General features: G+C 65.5%; 17 protein-coding genes and 1 pseudogene. 10 read left to right on the forward strand and 8 right to left on the reverse strand.

Annotation, left to right across the window (positions count from 1 at the left end; all coding sequences use genetic code 11):
- Positions 1-144: 144 nt before the first annotated feature.
- Positions 145-1,263, reverse strand: a complete 1,119-nt coding sequence (srmL, locus tag AC1DBX_RS01605) for a PheS-related mystery ligase SrmL (protein ID WP_476930925.1) — start codon at positions 1,261-1,263, stop codon at positions 145-147.
- Between the two features lie 313 nt (positions 1,264-1,576).
- Complete coding sequence (locus tag AC1DBX_RS01610; protein ID WP_476870895.1) at positions 1,577-1,975, reverse strand: NUDIX domain-containing protein; 399 nt, start codon at positions 1,973-1,975, stop codon at positions 1,577-1,579.
- A gap of 213 nt (positions 1,976-2,188) precedes the next feature.
- Here AC1DBX_RS01610 and AC1DBX_RS01615 point away from each other — a divergent pair, with 213 nt between their 5' ends.
- Both AC1DBX_RS01615 and AC1DBX_RS01620 read left to right on the forward strand, forming a co-directional pair.
- The gene (locus AC1DBX_RS01615) at positions 2,189-3,262 is read left to right on the forward strand and encodes a DNA polymerase IV (protein ID WP_476870894.1); all 1,074 of its coding nucleotides are present in this window, start codon (positions 2,189-2,191) and stop codon (positions 3,260-3,262) included.
- A gap of 88 nt (positions 3,263-3,350) precedes the next feature.
- Positions 3,351-3,848 carry a GNAT family N-acetyltransferase gene (locus AC1DBX_RS01620; RefSeq protein ID WP_230009229.1) on the forward strand — a complete coding sequence of 166 codons (498 nt, stop codon included), beginning with the start codon at positions 3,351-3,353 and terminating at the stop codon, positions 3,846-3,848.
- Positions 3,849-3,903: 55 nt separating this feature from the next.
- Here the strand turns inward: AC1DBX_RS01620 and AC1DBX_RS01625 are convergent.
- A pseudogene (locus AC1DBX_RS01625) lies at positions 3,904-4,419 on the reverse strand (GNAT family N-acetyltransferase).
- A 46-nt stretch (positions 4,420-4,465) separates the two neighbouring features.
- Positions 4,466-4,909, reverse strand: coding sequence for a GNAT family N-acetyltransferase (locus AC1DBX_RS01630; protein WP_476930926.1), 444 nt, complete (start codon positions 4,907-4,909; stop codon positions 4,466-4,468).
- Between the two features lie 111 nt (positions 4,910-5,020).
- On the opposite strand from AC1DBX_RS01630, the gene AC1DBX_RS01635 reads away from it, so the two are divergent.
- Together AC1DBX_RS01635 and AC1DBX_RS01640 are read left to right on the forward strand one after the other, a co-directional pair.
- On the forward strand, positions 5,021-5,215 hold the full coding sequence (locus tag AC1DBX_RS01635) for a hypothetical protein (protein ID WP_476849267.1): 195 nt from the start codon (positions 5,021-5,023) through the stop codon (positions 5,213-5,215).
- 26 nt (positions 5,216-5,241) lie between these two features.
- Positions 5,242-6,288 carry an NAD-dependent epimerase/dehydratase family protein gene (locus AC1DBX_RS01640; protein WP_476870891.1) on the forward strand — a complete coding sequence of 349 codons (1,047 nt, stop codon included), beginning with the start codon at positions 5,242-5,244 and terminating at the stop codon, positions 6,286-6,288.
- Here the strand turns inward: AC1DBX_RS01640 and AC1DBX_RS01645 are convergent.
- Positions 6,283-6,954, reverse strand: a complete 672-nt coding sequence (locus AC1DBX_RS01645) for a class I SAM-dependent DNA methyltransferase (protein ID WP_476870890.1) — start codon at positions 6,952-6,954, stop codon at positions 6,283-6,285. The genes AC1DBX_RS01640 and AC1DBX_RS01645 overlap by 6 nt on opposite strands.
- Positions 6,955-7,122: 168 nt before the next feature.
- Here AC1DBX_RS01645 and AC1DBX_RS01650 point away from each other — a divergent pair, with 168 nt between their 5' ends.
- The 6 genes from AC1DBX_RS01650 (at position 7,123) to AC1DBX_RS01675 (ending at position 13,471) form a co-directional block, all read left to right on the forward strand.
- Positions 7,123-7,638, forward strand: coding sequence for a flavin reductase family protein (locus AC1DBX_RS01650; protein ID WP_476870889.1), 516 nt, complete (start codon positions 7,123-7,125; stop codon positions 7,636-7,638).
- Between the two features lie 305 nt (positions 7,639-7,943).
- A complete protein-coding gene (locus AC1DBX_RS01655; RefSeq protein WP_028276708.1) occupies positions 7,944-9,032 on the forward strand; it encodes a PhoH family protein in 1,089 nt (362 codons plus the stop codon).
- Complete coding sequence (ybeY, locus tag AC1DBX_RS01660; RefSeq protein WP_028276709.1) at positions 9,029-9,502, forward strand: rRNA maturation RNase YbeY; 474 nt, start codon at positions 9,029-9,031, stop codon at positions 9,500-9,502. Before AC1DBX_RS01655 ends, ybeY begins: the two co-directional genes overlap by 4 nt.
- A complete protein-coding gene (locus AC1DBX_RS01665) occupies positions 9,499-10,830 on the forward strand; it encodes a hemolysin family protein (protein ID WP_223917363.1) in 1,332 nt (443 codons plus the stop codon). Before ybeY ends, AC1DBX_RS01665 begins: the two co-directional genes overlap by 4 nt.
- The gene (gene era, locus AC1DBX_RS01670; RefSeq protein WP_028276711.1) at positions 10,814-11,773 is read left to right on the forward strand and encodes a GTPase Era; all 960 of its coding nucleotides are present in this window, start codon (positions 10,814-10,816) and stop codon (positions 11,771-11,773) included. The genes AC1DBX_RS01665 and era overlap by 17 nt, the downstream gene beginning before the upstream one ends.
- A gap of 132 nt (positions 11,774-11,905) precedes the next feature.
- Positions 11,906-13,471 carry an LCP family protein gene (locus AC1DBX_RS01675; RefSeq protein ID WP_476930927.1) on the forward strand — a complete coding sequence of 522 codons (1,566 nt, stop codon included), beginning with the start codon at positions 11,906-11,908 and terminating at the stop codon, positions 13,469-13,471.
- Positions 13,472-13,598: 127 nt separating this feature from the next.
- On the opposite strand, the gene AC1DBX_RS01680 is transcribed toward AC1DBX_RS01675, so the two are convergent.
- From AC1DBX_RS01680 to AC1DBX_RS01690, 3 genes are all read right to left on the reverse strand, one after another.
- Positions 13,599-14,180 (reverse strand): dihydrofolate reductase family protein, encoded by a 582-nt coding sequence (locus AC1DBX_RS01680; protein ID WP_476849341.1) that lies wholly within the window; start codon positions 14,178-14,180, stop codon positions 13,599-13,601.
- 159 nt (positions 14,181-14,339) lie between these two features.
- Positions 14,340-15,107: a cation diffusion facilitator family transporter gene (locus AC1DBX_RS01685; RefSeq protein ID WP_230008759.1), complete on the reverse strand. Its 768-nt coding sequence runs from the start codon at positions 15,105-15,107 to the stop codon at positions 14,340-14,342.
- Positions 15,107-15,433 carry an ArsR/SmtB family transcription factor gene (locus AC1DBX_RS01690; RefSeq protein WP_028276714.1) on the reverse strand — a complete coding sequence of 109 codons (327 nt, stop codon included), beginning with the start codon at positions 15,431-15,433 and terminating at the stop codon, positions 15,107-15,109. Before AC1DBX_RS01690 ends, AC1DBX_RS01685 begins: the two co-directional genes overlap by 1 nt.
- Positions 15,434-15,492: the final 59 nt, after the last annotated feature.

A 15,492-nucleotide genomic window follows, 5' to 3' on the forward strand; every position in this document is an offset into this window, starting at 1 on the left:
CGGAACTGCAACGGGAACGATATGAGGCCGATACAAAGTTGATACCTAATGGCGTCCGCTTGTGGTTCCTGGCACTGACATGGTCCGGCCGCGTCTCCATGCCTGCCGTGCCAGGAGCCCGACGGTGAACTGGCACGGCAGGCACTATCCTGCGATGAGTTCCTTGACGGGCCCCTCGTGCAGGGCCAGGTAGACGTCGTCCCGGATCCGATTCGCCTCCGGGTCTGTCATGGTCCGGGCGAGGGGACGCAGCACCAGGCGTATCAGTGCATTGGCCTGCCCATCGCTGAGGCGGAGTCGTTTCCTCGCCGCTGCGGGGAGGTCAGCGCAGGGCGTCAGGGCCAGGAGTTCGACACTTTCCAGATCGTCGGCCTTTGCGCCCAACGCTGTTCGCACCCGGTCTCCAAGCACTTCGGTATCCAGGTCAGCGGGAATGACGATGGAGATGTCCCGGCGGATGGAGGGCATCTGGGAAACTGGATTCCACCGGGACAGGTCCAGCATCTGCCGGTCGATCTTCTGGTCTGTGGACCGAAGCAGCCTGATGTCGGGGATGCCCTTGCGGAGCATGAGGGCGCGGTCCAATCCCATGCCCAGAGCCAGTCCCGACCACTTGGTGGGATCCAGGCCGGCCCCGGAGAACAGATGCGGCGCGATGAGCCCGCACTCGGCGAGTTCGAGCCATTCCCCGTCCGCGAGGACATCGACCTGCAAGCCTTCTTCGGTGTAGGGGTGATCTGCCGGAACTGCGCGCCAGGGTGCTCCTGGAAGCACCGCCTGCACCAGCGATCCGACCATTTCCTGCAGGTTGCCGGCGTCGAGTTGCCCCCGTGAGCTGACGCGCCATAGGTCGACCTGGTGGGGAGTTCCCACATGGGTGCGGTCGATGCAATCGCGCCGGTAGACCAGACCTGGGACCGCCCAGAGCTCGTCCATGGATTGGTCCGCGTGCAGTGCACGCAGCAGCTGCGGGATGGAAGCCGACGTGTGGCTTCGGAGCATGACCGTCGGGCTGAGATAGCGGGAATACCTTTGATCCCGCGTCACATCTGATTCCTTGAACCCCAAGCGGTCGTAATTGTCGGCCACGCTCACCAGCGGGCTGTGGCGGACGATTCGTTGTGGCACTCTCCATTCGCGGCTGAGCGCGTCGAGGATGCCCTGCAACAGCGGCTGCATTGCATGGGGCCCGCCGTCCGGATCTGAAAGATCGCGGATGGTCAAAGCGTCGTGGAGCTCGGAGGGACTGAGATATGAGGGCATTGCAGGTCCTTGTTTTCGGATTTCGAGTGGTGGGTTGACTTCCCCCGACTCAAACCCGGCGCCAGGACCTAGGCGCGCGCCTCAGAGCCCTCGCGGCCGGGGACCGGCCGGGGGAATATAAATCGACGCGAAAGTTGCATGCGCCGACTATACCCCCGATGCGCACCCGGCACGCGTTTCCTCGAGCCGGACGGTCTGGTTCCATATGCCAAGGTGCTCCGAAGGCCGACACCTATCAGAACCCATCCGCGGGCCGGCCTTTATCAGAATGCGTGTAAGTCTGTCCTCTTCAGGCGCCGCCATTTCTTAAACTTCAAAGGTGTTGAAGTACTTCGGTGTAATGGGCGTGCGCGAGGTCCAGTCCGAGGGCATCGTTAGGGCTGAACCAGCGTATTTCGGAGTGCTCATCCCTGGCCAAGTTGGCAGGATCGCCGGTCCACATTTCCAGGACCCACCCCGAGAGCGCCAACCCCTCAGGTGAGCCCTCGTTGTCCTGGACCCTAAACGTGGGAGCGTTCGTAGGCGGGACGACGTTGACTGCGATTTCTTCGAGGAGCTCCCTGGCCAGCGCCTCGCCGGCTGATTCGCCGTCCTCGATGTGGCCGCCCGGGAAGTCCCACATACCCGGGTACCATTTCGATGTCGGGACCCGGCGGCACATCAGAACGCCTCGTGGCCCGAAGAGTACGCCGACGGCAATGCGGTGGGTCATCGCATCAGTCGATCACGGGGGCATCCAGCACACAAATTATCCCGTGGGGTCAGGCACGAACCCGCGGACCTCCCGCGCACAGCGGCAAGCGGCGGCGATCTTGGCGGCCCGCTCCAATGCTTCGTCACGGGAGGGCACGTCGACGACGGCGAGTCCGGCCAGGCTTGGTGGAGAGCCGATGCTTGCAAGGGATGTTTAGGGCACACTGGTGGCGTGAGCGGAATCCCATGGGTGCTGCACGTCGATCTCGACCAGTTCATCGCGGCGGTCGAAGTGCTCCGGCGGCCGGAGCTTGCTGGCAAGCCGATCATTGTCGGCGGTCGGGGCGACCCCACGGAACGCGCCGTGGTGTCGACGGCATCCTACGAAGCGAGGGCGTTCGGCGTGGGTTCCGGAATGCCCCTACGCATTGCGGCCCGGAAAGTGCCCGATGCTGTGATCCTGCCCGTCGATCAGGAGGCTTACCTTGCGGCGTCCGAAACGGTCATGGCTACCCTGCGCGCGCAGCCCGGCGCCACCGTGCAGGTGCTGGGGTGGGATGAAGCTTTTGTAGGCACCGAGACAGAGAATCCGGAAGCCTACGCCCGGCAGGTGCAGGCCGCTGTCCTGGAGCGAACGCAGCTGCACTGCAGCGTGGGCATCGGCGACACCCTGGTACGAGCCAAGGTCGCCACCGGTTTCGGCAAACCGGCCGGCGTCTTCCGTCTCACTGCCGCGAACTGGCTCGACGTCATGGGCAGTCGGCCCACCAAGGAGCTCTGGGGCGTCGGAACCAAGGTGTCGGGCAGGCTGGCCAAACTCGGCATCAACACAGTGGCCGAGCTAGCCGCGTCCGACCCCCGGGACCTGGTCCCGGAGTTCGGCCCCAGGATGGGACCTTGGTACGCGGAGCTCGGACGCGGGGACGGCGCCAGCGTTGTGGACGACACCCCGTGGGTTGCCCGCGGGCATAGCCGGGAGACCACCTTCCAGCGCGACCTGACTGAACCCGCCCAGGTCGACGACGCCGTGAGGGAGCTGACAGCGCGCGTCCTGGAGGATGTTGTGGCCGAAGGTCGGCCCGTGGTTGGGCTGACCCTCAAGGTCCGGTACGCGCCGTTCGTCACCAAGACCCACGCGAGGAAGCTTCCCGAGACATTCGACCGGAACGAAATCCTCGCGCAGGCGTTGGACCTCGCAGCCGGAATCGAAGCAGACCGTCCGATCCGGCTCCTGGGCCTGCGGGCCGAAATGGCAATGCCCGACGATGCCCGAAAGGGACATACGCCGACACGCGGCGGCTGGTGACGGCGTCGCTTCCTCCCCGGTGCGGCGTTCCGCCGGCCGCCCGCAAAATGACCCTGGGAAGCCCTCAAGTCAAAGTTAGGCTGGGACGATGGAATATCAGATCCGCCAGGCCGCGGTCGAGGACGCTGATGCCGTGGTTAGGATGCACACCCTGGCCCATGAGGAATGCTACGGGCACCTATTGTCCCCGGCGTTCTTCGATGCCCGCCGTGCCAGCATGCCGCTGCGCGTGGAAAAACGCCGGCCGTATCTGGACAGCGCCCAGCCGCGAATCATCGCCATGGACGAGAGCAATGAAATAGTTGGATTTGCCGACGCAGGCACGGGGCGTGACGATGACCTGCCCGGCGAACTTGAGCTTTACTCCATTTACACTCTGAGGCGCACCCATGGCACTGGGCTCGGGGTCGCCCTGTTGAAAGCCGCCCTCGGCGATTTACCCGCCTACCTGTGGGTCCTTGAGGCCAACGTGCGCGCTCAGGCCTTTTACGTCAAGAACGGTTTTCAGCCCGATGGGACGCGTAAGTTGCTTTCACCCGAGTGGGAGGAACTACCTGAAATACGGATGGTCCGCTCCGACATTTAGCCGGGCAGGGGCCACGCTAAACGTCGGCTGAGGTCACCCTTCGTTTCGTGCGTTATCAGGTGGTGCTGACCGACGAAAAGACGAGCGAATCCTGCCACTGTCCACGAATGAGTTTGTCCGCCCTCCGCACTCCTACCGGGACCAATCCGATCTTTTCCAGCACCCTCGCAGAAGCGGTGTTTTCAGGTCTGCAGGTTGCGGTAATGTCCTGCAGTTTGAGAGTTCCTTGGCCGAACCTGAGGAGGGCGGCTGCGGCCTCAGTGGCATATCCGCGCCCTCAGTGGTCAGCATCAATCACGTACCCCAGCTCGCCCCGGCCACGATCAATGCCGAGTCCGACAGAACCAAAGGGTTCGCCCCTGGGAAAAGTGACAGCAAGAGTGAAGTTTGTCCGGTTCGAACCGCGTTGCGCCGCCGAGCACATTTTAAGGAATTCCAGCGTTTCGCCGGTTGTATTCGGTCCCCAGTCCACGTATTCGGCGATCCTCAAGTCGGAAGCGAATGAATGTACCGCAGCGAAATCATCCAGGGTGTACTCGCGCAGCAGGAGACGATCAGTCTGCAATTCCATGTGTCCATCATGCCGGAGCCGGCGCAGCGGCCTGGCGGGCCGTGGGTCAAAACCTGAGAATGTTCAATTCCGCGGCCGGTTCGAAACCAAGCCGTGCATAAAAGCCGCGTGATGCATCGGAGGGGGAAAGCATCATCCGTACGGCCTTGATGCCTTGCGCGAACTGGATCGATGCCTCCACGAGCCGGCCTCCGATTCCGGCGTTCCGAAACTCCGGGAGCACGTAGGCGTTGCCCAGATAGACCCACCGGGACGATTCCGTTCCGGGTTTGGGCATCCGCTCGAAAATCATCAGGTTGAGCATCCCGACGAGTTCGCCGCCGTAGTCGGCCACAAAGAACTTTCGGGGACTGGCATTCATCCACTCCATGAAGACGGCGTCGAAGGTGGGATCGTCCATGGGCGCGGGGTCCTGTTCCGCCGCCCACGTGGCCCTTAGCGTCGCAAGGCTGGGCACATCGTCTGGGCGCCCTTCGCGAATGATGAACATGGAAGTACCCTACTTTGGCGGGGCGCCCGCCTCCCACTGAAGGTCCGCAGGGCGACCTCGAAGAAGCGGCACGACGCTGAGCCTGACATCGACACAAACCAGGTCGGCCTCATGATCGCGGATCAGTTTCCGGGGTGGGCCGGGCTCCGTCTGAAGCCGGTGTCATCCAGCGGGACGGACAACGTCATGCTCACGCTCGGTGACCGGCTCGTCGTCCGGCTTCCCCGCACGGCCGCCGCGGTTCCCGCGCTCTCCAAGGAGTGGAAATACCCGAGGCTTCTTGGTCCCGGCATCGCCTTCGCCTGACGCACCCGTCCGTTAGAGTCGGACAAATGAAACGGGCTGTGATCCTTGGAGGCACTGGCGTTCTCGGCCGCGCGATTGCGTGGCGGCTGATCCGTGCCGGCTGGGCCGTGGACGTGACGGGCCGGGACCGGACCAAGATGCCGGCTGACCTGGCTGCCGCCGGTGCCCGATTTATCGCCGCCGAACGTCGTGACGACGCCGCACTGGCCGGGGTGATGGCCGGTGGTGCCGATCTCCTCGTGGACGCGGTGTGCTACACCGAGGCCGACGCCCGGCAACTCCTGCCGCACCTGGCCGCGGTGACCTCTGCCGTCATGCTCTCGAGCAAGGCTGTGTACGTTGACGCCGCCGGCAATCACGTCAATTCCGAGGTAGCGCCCCGCTTTGATGCGCCGATCCTCGAGAACAATCCGACCATGCGGCCGGGAACCGGGGACTACCAATCCCGGGAAGGCTATGGCGCCAACAAAGTGGCTGCAGAGAACACCCTCCTGGGCAGCGGCCATCCCGTGACGGTGATCCGGGCGTCCAAGGTACATGGTGAGGGCGCGGCCCTGCCCCGGGAATGGATGTTCGTCAAACGGGTGCTCGACCGGCGCCGGGCCGTGTTCCTGGCCCATGCTGGGCAGGGCGCGGACCACACGACGGCAGCGGTGAACACGGCGGCCCTCGTGGAACGGGTTGCCGCCGTGCCCGCGGCACGAATCCTCAACAGCGCCGATCCAGATGCGCCGAATGCCCGGCAGATCGCCGCAGCAATTGCCCGCTACCTGGGCCACCACTGGGAAGAGGTGCTTCTGGATGACAGCGCACCCACGGGCCTCGGTGACCATCCGTGGGATTTCCGGCCTCCGCTGGTACTGAGCACCAAGGCCTCCCTTAACCTCGCCTATGAACCTGTTGGGACATACGCTCAGACCATCCCGCATCAGGTGGACTGGCTGGTGAAGGCGGCAGCGGCCGGAGCCATGCCGGGAACCGGCGATCCGTCCCTCAAGCACTATCTCGACTACTCCCGTGAAGAGCAGTTCACCGCTGGTTCGACCCTGCGAACACGCCAACGTCCGCTATGAGGGACTAAGTGTTGAAGACACGAAGGGTTTGTCGACGAGGATGGCGGCCTGTGGATGTTTTTCCTTGGCCCTCGGTGAACGCACCAACTGGGCGCGCATCACAAAGCCTTGTTCGGTGAACCGGAGCGCCACCTCTTCGGGTGCGTGCAGTTCCGCCCGGAGCTGGACGTCGTGTCCGTAGGCACGGTCAATCGTGCGGTGGCCGCTGCCGGCGTGGAAGGCGACGAGCGCCGAACCGCCAGGGCGGAGCGCCCTCCAGAACTCGCGCGCGATCGCCGGCAGCGCCGTCGGGGGAGAGTGGATGATCGAATACCAGGCGAGGACGCCGTCCGCAGCTGCGTCCGCTTGGGGCAGGTCCGTCAGCTCTCCCAGCTCGAACAACAGCCCGGGATGCAGTTGTTGCGCGATCCGGACCATTTCGGGCGACAGGTCGACTCCGCTGACGTTCAGCCCCGCCTGGCCGAGATAACTGCTCATTCGTCCGGCACCGCATCCGACGTCGATCACCGTCCGGTCCGCCGTGCCGCGCATGTGGGCGATGAAATGGTCCATCATGGCCATATCCAGCGGGGCCTCGAAACTGGTATCCGGGATCACCGCTGAATAGGTCTCGGCCACTGTGTCGTACGCGGATCTGACGTCCATCAAATTTTCCTGGGTTGCCATCAACCGAGCCTAACGGCCATGGCCGGCGAACGCCTGGTGCCGAATTCTTACGTCATGCAACGGGTCCGTGACGCGTTGTGTCGTTGCGCGACTGTGCGTTGCAGCCGGGCTTGGGAACCCGCGTCCGCGGTGGTTGATTGGGGCTACCAGCGCTCGAAAGGACCCGCCATGACGGAACATTCTGACCCCAGCCCGAAGGAACTCCGCCACATTCTCGGACACTTCGCCACCGGCCTGACGGTGATCACTGCAGCAACCCAGCACGGGCCGGCCGGTTTCACATGCCAGTCCTTCGCCTCCCTGTCCCTGGAGCCGGCCCTGGTCACATTCAGCCCCGCACGGACATCGAGCACCTGGCCGCAGTTGCGTGCGGCGGGACGGTTTACCGTGAACATCCTGGCCGCAGAGCACCAGCTTCTGGCGGGGCAGTTCGCGCGCTCGGGGACGGACAAGTTCGCCGGCGTCGGCCATTCGCCCTCGCCGCTGGGCAACCCCGTCCTGGATAACGCCCTGGCCTGGGTTGATTGCGAACTCCACCAGGAGTACGACGGCGGCGACCACACGATCGTCCTCGGCGCCGTCCGCGCCCTGGGCGCCCGCCCCGACGCTGAGCCCCTGCTCTTCTACAAGGGACGCTACGCCGGCGTCGGGTCCCGCGCCGGCGCGCTGGAGAGCGCGGCCTGACCGTGTCGGAACCGAAGGCGGAACCGAAGCCGGAGCGGGAGCCGAAGCCGGAGCGGGAACCCGGCAACGCGGAACAGCCGTGCCCGGCAACAGGCGCCCACTGGCTGGAGGGGTGGGTCGTCTTCGGAAACGCCTACCCGTAACAGCCGGCGCCGGATCCCCTCCGGCGTCGGCCGCGCCGCGCTGGCGTAAGATGGAAGCACCCGTAGACCCTGGCCGCGGGCGGTGCGAACCGCCGTCGGCACGGATCACGGGGACAGACCATATTCATACTGGAGGGGACCAGAGGCCCGCGGGCCAACACCATGACTGAAGCAGCGAACGGCAAGGCCCGGTTCAGCGCCCGAGAACGCACCGCAGGGGAATTTCCCCACTCCCTACCAGGGCTGCGGACGGAGGTGGTCTTGTTCGACGACTCAGAGCAGATGGTCCAGTCGCTGGGCAGCCATGACGAAGCCTTAAGGTTCATCGAAAACCAGTTCCCCGCCGTCGATTTCCACGTCCGGGGCAACGAGCTCGCGATCAGCGGTCCTGCCGCCGACGTGCCGCGGATCATGCGGCTGCTCAACGAGGTGCGCGGGCTGGTGGCCCGAGGCACCGTCATCACCCCGGCCGTGCTGCAGCAGCTCGTCTCCCTGCTGCGCAGCCAGTCGCTGCAGAACCCCGTGGAAGTGCTGACCACCAACATCCTCTCCACCCGCGGGAAGACCATCCGGCCCAAGACGCTGAACCAGAAGAACTATGTGGACGCGATCGACGCCAACACCGTGATCTTCGGGATCGGTCCCGCCGGTACCGGCAAGACCTACCTGGCAATGGCCAAGGCCGTCCAGGCCCTGCAGCAGAAGGAAGTCAGCCGCATCATCCTGACCCGTCCCGCCGTCGAGGCGGGGGAGCGGCTCGGCTTCCTGCCGGGCACCCTGAGCGACAAGATCGACCCCTATCTGCGGCCCCTGTACGACGCCCTGCACGACATGATGGACCCCGAATCCATTCCCCGCCTCATGGCCGCCGGCACCATCGAGGTCGCCCCGCTGGCCTACATGCGGGGCCGCACGCTTAACGATGCCTTCATCATCCTCGATGAGGCGCAGAACACCACGCCCGAACAGATGAAGATGTTCCTGACCCGTCTGGGCTTCGGCTCCAAGATGGTGGTCACCGGTGACATCACCCAGGTGGACCTGCCCTTCGGCACCCGCTCGGGGCTCAGGATTGTCGAGGAGATCCTGCAGGGGATCGAGGACGTCAACTTCTCGATCCTGGATGCCTCCGACGTCGTCCGGCACCGCCTGGTGGGGGATATCGTCAACGCCTACAGCATCTGGGACGAAGTCCAAAGGAACCGGGTCAAGCACTCCGTTGCCCGGGAAACGCGGGGAGAACACGCATGAGCATTGAGGTCAACAACGAATCCGGCGTCGTCGTGGACGAGGCCGGGCTCGTGGCGCTGTCGCGTTTCATCTTCGAAAGCCTTTACATCCACCCGCAGGCGGAGCTGTCCATCCTGCTCGTGGACGAACCGGCCATGGAAAAGCTGCACCTCGAACTGATGGACGAGCCAGGCTCCACCGACGTCCTCTCCGTCCCCATGGACGAGCTGACCCCGGGCACGCCGGACAAGCCGACGCCGCAGGGCATGCTCGGCGACATCGCCATCTGCCCCCAGGTGGCCGAGGTCCAGGCCCGCAACGCCGGCCACTCCACCCAGGACGAGATGCTGCTGCTGACCACGCACGGCATCCTGCACCTGCTGGGTTATGACCACGCCGAGCCGGAAGAGAAGGAAGAGATGTTCGGGCTGCAGCGCGAACTCCTGACCGCGTTCACCGGCAAAGCGGCCCCGTCCGAGACGGTTCAGTGACCCCACTGATCCTTGCCGGCATGGCGCTGGTGTTCCTTAGCTTTGCCGCAGTGCTGACCGCTGCCGAGTCCGCGTTCAACTTCCTGCCCCGGCACGACGCCGAGCAGGCGGTCCTGAACAGCAGAGGCACCTCACTCAAACGCATCCTGGCCCAGCCCGTGGGGCACATGCGCGCCCTGCGGTTCTGGCGGGTCTGGTTCGAGATGGCCGCCGCCGTCGCCGTGACCGTGCTCCTTTACAGCATGCTGGACAACGTCTGGCTGGCCGGGCTGGCGGCCACCGGCATCATGGCGCTGCTCGGCTTCGTGATCGTGGGGGTGTCCCCGCGGCAGCTCGGCCGGGTCCACTCCGCCGCCCTGGTCCGGTTCAGCGCCCCGCTCGTCCGGTCCCTCTACGCCGTGCTCGGCCCGATTCCGGGCTGGCTGGTGCGGCTCGGCAGCGTCGTAGCGCCCGGCGCGCCGGCCGACAGCGAGGCGTTCTTCAGCGAGGAAGAATTCCGCGAACTCGTGGACCGGGCCACCGAGTCCGACGTGATCGAGGACAACGAGGCCGAGCTGATCCAGTCGGTCTTCGACTTCGGGGACACCCTGGTCCGCTCCGTTATGGTGCCCAGGACCGACATCCTCACGATCGACTCCGGATCCAGCCTGCACCGGGCGATGTCGCTGTTCCTGCGCTCCGGGTACTCGCGGATTCCGGTCATCGGCGAAAACACGGACCAGATCCTGGGCATTGTGTACCTGAAGGACGTTGCCGCCTCGCTCCACAACCTCGGCCCGCACGAGGAACCGCCGGTGGTGGACGAGGTGGCCCGCGAGGTCCGCTACGTGCCGGACTCGAAGCTCGTCAGCGACCTGCTCCGCGAACTCCAGAAGGAATCCACGCACGTTGCGATCGTCATCGACGAATACGGCGGAACGGCGGGGCTGGTCACGCTCGAGGACCTCATCGAGGAGATCGTCGGCGAAATCGTGGACGAATACGACACCGAAAGCGCCGAGGCCGTGGCACTGGGGGACGGAAGCTACCGGGTCAGCGCCCGCATGAGCATCGATGACCTCGGCGAACTCTTCGACCTCGAGCTCGACGACGACGAAGTAGACACCGTGGGCGGCCTGCTCGCCAAGGCCCTCGGGCGGGTGCCGATTGTCGGCAGCACCGTCCAGGTCCACGGACTGTCCCTCCGCGCCGACAGGCTGGAGGGCCGGCGGAACCGCGTCAGCCACATCATTGCGGCCGCCGTAGCAAAAGAACAAACTGACCTTGAAGACCTTCTCGACGAGGCCGCACCAATCCAACAGGGAGTCTCACGTGAGCAAGCAGAATAAGTCCGACGGCGACGCAGCCTACGGCGGCTACCGCGCCGGTTTCTCGGTGCTGGTCGGACGGCCCAATGCGGGCAAGTCCACCCTCACCAACGCCCTGGTCGGCCAAAAAGTCGCGATCACCTCGGCCAAGCCCCAGACCACGCGCCACACAATCCGTGGCATCGTGCACCGGGACGACGCCCAGTTGATCCTCGTTGACACCCCGGGCCTGCACCGCCCGCGCACGCTGCTGGGGAAGCGGCTGAACGAACTGGTCGCCGATACCCTCGCCGAGGTCGACGCGATCGGCTTCTGCCTGCCGGCCAACGAAAAAATCGGCCCGGGGGACAAGTTCATTGCCGCCCAGCTCGCCGCCATCCCCAACAAGCCCATCATCGCGATCGTGACCAAGGCCGACACCGTCGACCGGCAGGCCCTCACCGAGCAGTTGCTCGCCGTTGCCGCCCTGGGCCGCGAGGTCCTTGGCGAGGACGGCTGGAAGGACATCGTCCCGGTCTCCGCCACGGACGGTTTCCAGGTCGACACCCTTGCCGACGTCCTGATCGGTCACATGCCGGCGTCGCCGCCGCTGTATCCGGACGGTCACCTGACGGACGAGCCGGAAGCGGTGATGATCGCCGAACTCATCCGGGAAGCAGCCCTCGAAGGCGTCCGCGACGAATTGCCGCACTCCCTGGCCGTCGTCGTCGATGAAATCGTTCCGCGGGAAGGCCGGCCCGAGGACCGCCCGTTCCTGGACGTCCGCGTCAACCTGTACGTCGAGCGGCCCTCCCAGAAGGCCATCATCATCGGCAAGGGCGGCGCCCGGCTCCGCGAGGTCGGCACCAACGCGCGCAAGGCGATCGAGGCGCTGCTCGGTGCCCGGATCTACCTTGACCTGCACGTCAAGGTCGCCAAGGACTGGCAGCGCGACCCGAAGCAGCTCGTCAAACTGGGCTTCTGAGACGCGCTGTTCTTGGGCCGCTATTTTGACCGTTGGCCCTTCCCGCCGCTCCCAAGAGAGAGCCATCGGCGTTTTCTCAGATTCGGACTCTAAAATGGGCTGACTCCCCGTTCGTTTAGGAAGGCTCAACAAGTGGTTCGACCCCGTGACAACCGTGCCGACGGATCCGCCCCGCCGGCCCGGTCAACAGCCGCTGCCCGGCACACGGCCGATCCCGCCGTTGGTCCGGCCCGCCACCTCGGCTCCGCCCGCCGGACCCCCACCTGGCTGAAAGTCTTCACGGGCGTGGTGGCCGTGCTCTTGGTCGGTGTGATCGCTTTTGGCGCCTACTGGACCATCCGGCTCCAGGGCAACCTCACCAAGGCCCCACTGAGCGCCGGCAGCATCAAGACCGAGGGTGCCGTGAACGATTCGACGGACCGGATGCAGATCCTGATCCTCGGCTCGGACACGCGCGACGGGAAGAACTCGCAGTACGGCACCAGCGATGACGCGACCGGATATGGGCACTCGGACGTGATGATGCTGATGGACATTTCCGCGGACAACAAGCGGGTCAACGTCGTCAGCTTCCCCCGCGACCTGCTGGTCGACATCCCCAAGTGCAAGGATCCGAAAACCAACAAGGAGTACCCGGCCCAGACCGGCGTCATGATTAACTCGGCGATGTCCGAGGCCGGCATCGGCTGCGCCGTGGACACCGTCAACAAGCTGACTGGCCTGGAGATCGACCACTTCATGATGGCCGACTTCAACGCCGTCAAGGAACTCTCCAACGCCGTGGGCGGCGTGTCAGTGTGTGTCAGCGACGCCGTGTATGACCCCGACTCGAAGTTGCGCCTGCCCAAGGGCACCTCCACCGTCCAGGGCGAGCAGGCATTGTCGTTCGTGCGCACCCGGCACGCCTTCGGCGACGGCGGCGACCTCGGCCGGATCAAGGCCCAGCAGGGCTTCCTGTCCGCGCTGACCCGGAAAATCAAGGACGACGGCACCCTCACCAACCCGGCCCGGATGCTCGGCATCGCGGACGCGATCACCAAGAACCTGACCATCGACGACGGCCTGGCCTCGGTGCCGACGCTGCTGACCGTGGGCAACCGGCTCAAGAACATCGACGTCGGCAAGGTAGCCTTCGTGGCCACGCCGACAGTCCCGGCCGAAACGGATATCAACCGGCTGCAGCTGGCCGAGCCCGCGGCATCCCAGCTGTTCGCCGCCATGCGCAACGACGTGGACCTGACGGATCCGACCGCGAAGCCGAGCGCTTCCCCGAGCGCCAGCGCCACGCCGACGCCCAGCCCCACTGCCCCGGCCTATGACAAGACCCTGCAGCCCGTCACTGTGGCCAACGGCTCGGGTGTTCCGGCCCGGACCCAGGAGATCATGCAGGCCATCAAGGGCGCCGGCTTCACCCAGGTGGGCCAGTTGACTGCTCCGCCCGTCGCCGCGACGGCGGTCTACTACGGTGCGGACTACGCTGACGTGGCCGGGGACGTCGCGGCCCTGCTCGGTGTGGCGCCGGACCGGGTGCTCCCGGCCGCCGGAGTTGCCGGTGTCCAGGTCTACCTGGGCAGCGACTTCGCGAACGGGACGCCGACCGCCGCCGCCGCTGCCCCGCAGCTGCCCAAGGACATCGTCAACCAGACAGCCGGCGACACCGTTTGCCAGCAGGCCAACCCGGCACTGATCACCCGCTGACCCGGCAGCCAGGAAGGCCCCCGTTCGGATTTTCCTGAACGGGGGCCTTCTTTTTGTCATGGATGCTGGACGGCGGCCTTTGGAGGCTCTTCCACGTCCTGCTGGGTCGTGGCACACGGCGTGGACCTCAACGGCGCACTCGATAGCGCAGGTGAAGCACCCGGTTGCCCTGAATCACCACGTCGGGATCCTCCAACAGGTGCTGTGCGTGGACCGACCCGAAGTAGCGCTTGCCGGACCCGAACACGACGGGTACGACGTCCATGCGCACCTCGTCGACCAGGCCCGCGGCAAGCATCTGGCCACCGACATCACCAGCGGCGACCTCGACGATGCGGTCACCCGCAAGCTCTTGCGCCTTGGCCATGGCTGCCTCGACGCCGTCGACGAAGTGAAACGGCGCCTCGGGGTCCCAGCCCTCGGGCTGCGGCCGGTGCGTCACGACGACCACGTGATCGATCCCGCTCGGGGGTTTCCCGTCCCAGCCGTCCGTCAGGTCGAAGACGTGGCGGCCGACGAGGGTCGCCCCGATCTGGTCCCAGTACGGCCGGGTGTAGTCGTAGGAGGCCTGGGACACCTTCACCTCGCCGCTCTCGTCCAACGGGACGTCACCGTTGGACAACCAGTCGAACAGCGGTCCGGGCTGGTCATTCTCGTCCGCGATGAAGCCGTCCACCGACACCGAGCTGTACATGACCACCTTGCCCACGGGGCACTCCTCTGCTTTGGGGTGCCCCCACATTAGCGTGCCGCGAGCTGTCGCTCCAGTAAGAAATCAAGCGGCCGGCAGCGGCGACGAGCTCCTTGAACCGCTGTGCCAGATGAGTGCTGCTGACACCGCGGCTTCCGCAACCGGAAGCACTACCGACTACGCATGCTGCTCATCGGCGGCGGACTGTCCCACCCCCACCTCAGGTAGGAAGAGCGCCTTTGGAGGTGCTGAATCGGCACCGCATCCGTCACAGCAGGCCGGCTCCGTGGCCGTCGGAAGGGTGTCTGCCGCCGTGTGGGGGACCGTGCAGCAGATGTCGCCGCGCCAGGCGTTGATGCCCTCCCGGAGGGCGATCGCGGCGATGACCAGCGCAGCGCCGGCGTCGGCCCACCACCAGCCAAGGGTGCTGTTCAGCACCAAACCCGCGAGCAGGACTGCCGACAAATACGTGCAGAGCAGGGTCTGCTTGGAGTCAGCCACCGCCGTGCGTGATCCGAGCTCCCGGCCGGCCCGGCGCTGGAGCCAGGACAGGACCGGCATGATCACCAGGCTCAGTGCGGCAATCACGATGCCCGGGGTCGAGTGCTGTGCCTCGCCGGCGCCGAGAAGTGACCTGATTGCCTCGGCGGAGACAAAGGCCGCCAGCGCGAAGAATGAGACAGCGATAATCCGCAAGGTGAGGTGTTCACGCCGTTCAGGGTCCTTGGTGGAAAACTGCCACGACAGCGCCAGCGCCGACGCGACCTCAATGATGGAATCCAGGCCAAAGCCGAGGAGCGCCGACGAGTCCGCCGTACCCCCGGCCCACAAAGCCACAACGGCCTCGATGAGGTTATAGCTGATGGTGGCCGCCGCGAACAAGCGGATCCGGCGGCTGAGGACGGCGCGGCGGGCCGGGCCCGGCGACAGTTGGAGGGAAGCCATCACAGCGTGCACGTCCCGTCGGGTGCGCAGCAGGCCGGGTCCACCGCCAGCACGACGCCCAGAAGATCTTTCAGGGCATGGCCGAGGCGCTGATCGGCGAGCTCATAGCGGGTCCTTCGCCCCTCCGGAACGGCAACGACCAGCCCGCATCCCCGCAGGCACGTCAGGTGGTTCGACATGCTCTGCCGGGATACCCCGAGGGAATCCGCCAGCTCCGAGGGATAGGACGGCGCAGCCGTGAGGGCAAGCAGGATTTCTGCCCGTGTCGGGTCTGACACGGCATAACCGAACCGTGCCAGCACCGGGGCATGCGTAAGAGTCTCCATCAACCGAAAGTACAGCTGTCGATGTATTCACGCAAGCGTGTAAGCAAAGCCCTCCCGGC

This window comes from Arthrobacter sp. 10N44_2, assembly GCF_056394385.1.